This is a genomic window from Accumulibacter sp., assembly GCF_031732815.1.
In the GTDB taxonomy this organism is placed as follows: Bacteria; Pseudomonadota; Gammaproteobacteria; order Burkholderiales; family Rhodocyclaceae; genus Accumulibacter.
Window position 1 is genome coordinate 1 of record NZ_JAVMKF010000269.1, and the last position, 2,798, is coordinate 2,798.

Annotated in this window: 2 protein-coding genes; both read right to left on the reverse strand. The window is 65.6% G+C overall.

The features are described from left to right. Window positions 1-105: 105 nt before the first annotated feature. The gene (locus RKP46_RS15930) at window positions 106-2,112 is read right to left on the reverse strand and encodes an AAA family ATPase (RefSeq protein ID WP_311107529.1); all 2,007 of its coding nucleotides are present in this window, start codon (window positions 2,110-2,112) and stop codon (window positions 106-108) included. Between the two features lie 130 nt (window positions 2,113-2,242). After that, on the reverse strand, window positions 2,243-2,653 hold the full coding sequence (locus RKP46_RS15935) for a helix-turn-helix domain-containing protein (protein ID WP_311107530.1): 411 nt from the start codon (window positions 2,651-2,653) through the stop codon (window positions 2,243-2,245). Window positions 2,654-2,798: the final 145 nt, after the last annotated feature.

Below are 2,798 nucleotides of genomic sequence, written 5' to 3' on the forward strand. Positions count from 1 at the left end.
GGAACAAACCATAGCGCTACCGTCTGCTGACGGGTTGTGGGAAAGGGTAAGCTTTAGGGGGCGGGGGGGGCTTGGTTTGCGGGCAAGTGGGGGAAAGAAGGCGGGTCATTCCATGTCCTCGAATGGTGTAAAAACCCCCCGCCCGATGCCGGGTGAAATCAGGCCAGCGGCAAGAAGCTGGTCTCGCGTCCGCTCCATGCAAGACTCGCGTGCCCTCGGCGTGCTGCCGCTCAACAGTCCGGCGTCGGCGCAAGCCTCGCGCCAGGCTTTAAGCGTTGGCGTCGAATCTCGGCAAAGCTCCCGCAGCACCTCAAGGGCGGCAAGCTCTCGACGGCCAACGGTGCCCGCTTCCTGCCGTTCAAGCTCGGCAGGTTCCAAACACCCACCGACGCCGCGACGCAGCCACAAGGGCGCGAAGCTCGAAGGCGGCAAGGAGTTTCCCTTCGTCGCCGTCAATTGCACGTGCGCCTTTCGCTGGGCAATGTCGCTGACGCCGAACTGTCGCGCCTCTTGCGCAGTCATGGTGCGCATAGCGAATTCGAAGCGCACGCAGTCCGTCAGGGCCCCACTGCCGCGAGCCGTGTGGCTTCCGGGTTCGTCAAGCGCCTGGCTGCCCTTCGACGCGTGCGCACTGAGCAGCACGCAGGCGCCGGTGTCGATTGCGAGCCGGTCGCAAAACTCGCCCAGGCGACGCTGATGCGCGGGATTCAGTTCGTCGCCGTCGGTGAGCGCCAGTGCGGGATCAAGCCCGATGAAAGCCAGATTCCGGCTCAACTTGAGTCGGCGCATCAGATTGGCGGCGCGCTCGGTCGGAATCAGCACGCCACCGGAAACTAGCCGCAGCAGGCGAGCGTCCTCCCCGGCCAATGGCCAGAGGCTCAGGCGCTCGGCCACCAGCCGGCGCTCGTCAGGCGTCAGTGTGCGGCCGATCAGGCTCAGAGCATGGTGAGCGTCGGCGGCGGTGTCCTCGGCCAATAACAGCGCGGCGCAACCCGTTCGAGCCACTTCCCAGGGCCAAGGCAATCGCCCGATGCAGGCGCCGACACCCAGGTGAAACAACATGCGCGTTTTCGATGATCCGCCAACGGCCGCAAGCAACCCGGCCCGGCCGGCCGGCATGCGCTCGGTGATGAACCACCGCATCGGCGGCGCGGGCGTCGACATGCACCCGCCAATGTCCAGCCCTTCGCCGGGCCAGGTGCCAGCCAGGAACGCTCGGCGCACAGCGTCGTCGCCGAGCAGGCGCGCCATGTCGTTGAAGTCGGTTGCCGTTTCTGGCCGATCGGCGCCGAAACCGGGAACGATAAGCTTGCCCTTGATGGCCTCGGCGGTTTCGGTCGCCTTGGTCAATCCGGGGTTGCCCTCGGTGCGCCAATCGTCGTCGGCGGCCACGAAGATTTCAACCTGCGGGAACTGGCGGCGTACGCTCTCGGCCACTCGCCGGAGATTCCCGGCGGAGAAGACGGCGCAGACCGACCAGCTCGTTGCCTGTCGGATAGACGCCGCGGTCGCGTAGCCCTCCGCCAGAGCCAGCGGACCGACGGCATCTGGCGCACCAAGCCAGCAGCGGCCACCAGCCATTCTTCCACCGTGCAGAAAGCGCTTCGTGCCGTCGCCGGCGATGTACTGGATGCTCTGTAGAGTCCCTGCAGCGTCGCGCACCGGAACCAGCAAGCGGCCGTCGGCGGCTTGGCGCAGCCCTTCGGCCGGTATGCTCTTTGCGCTCAGATACCCATGATCGGGGGCAACGGGACCGGCCTGGTCCCATTCAGCAGCTGCCCGGCGCGCGGCCTCGGCATATCCGGCGTCGCGATCGGCTTCTGCGATGCGGCGCGACTCTTCGGCCTTGGCCCGCCAGCGTGCAGACTCTTCGGCGGTCGGCGGCGGACCTTCTCTGCGTCTCTGCCAAGTGAACTCAGCACCGGTTCGCCAACATCCGAAGGTAGCGCCCTCTGCGTCGGGAAAAACCCGGCACCAGCCGGCGGTGTCGCCGGCCCGGCCGTTGGTCGAGAAGCGCACAAGCTCGCCTGGCTCAGGGTCGCCGCGGTCTGGAAAGGGCATCCCGGCAACGTCGAATGCGCTACGCAGGTCGGCAGCGAAGATCGGGCTCACTGGCCGCCTCGCAGCAGACTGAGAAGCATCGATAGCAGCCGCGAGACAGCGAAATGCTTCGAGCGCCGGCAGCGGCTGGTGGCAATCTCTAGCGCCAGACGGTGCGCGGCGTCCCATTCGTGCGGGCGGCTCATAGCGGCCATCCCGCAAGCAAAAGGGCGCACGCCACAGCCAGGGCGAGAAGTCCGGCCAGCGTGGAATCAATCAGTCCCCGTTGCCGGTCTTCGAAGAAGCCTGGCGCTGGCCATTCTGGCGAGCCCATCGAGTACAGCGCGGTATTGCGCCGGATGCGGCCGCGGAATTCAAATCTCGGCATGATCGTCGTCAAGACGTGAAATCCCTTCGCCCGTAGGTCATGGACACGCGCCGCCGCTTCGGGAATGGCGAGGTTTGACGTCAATTCGAAGCTGACGACCGGCTGGCGCTGTCGAATGATTTCGAGCACTTGAGCGCACTGCCCGCGGACTATCGGCGGGTTTGCGGTAAAATTGCGCTTGTCGACGGCGCTCTCGGATGCAGTTTGGTTCGGGAGCGTTTTCATTTCGCCACCTGAACGGCAGGCCAAGCAAGCCGGCCGTTTGCCAGCTTCATTGGAATGACCCCGAAGTAGCTACCGGTGCGACATAGGCGAGCACGAACTGTCTGTGCCTTGACTTGATTCAGCGCGGCGAACTGCTCTGCGCTCT

Coding starts and splice junctions, on each gene's coding strand:
- RKP46_RS15935 (WP_311107530.1), bottom strand. CDS start 2,653: ATGAAAACGCTCCCGAACCAAACTGCATCCGAGAGCGCCGTCGACAAG.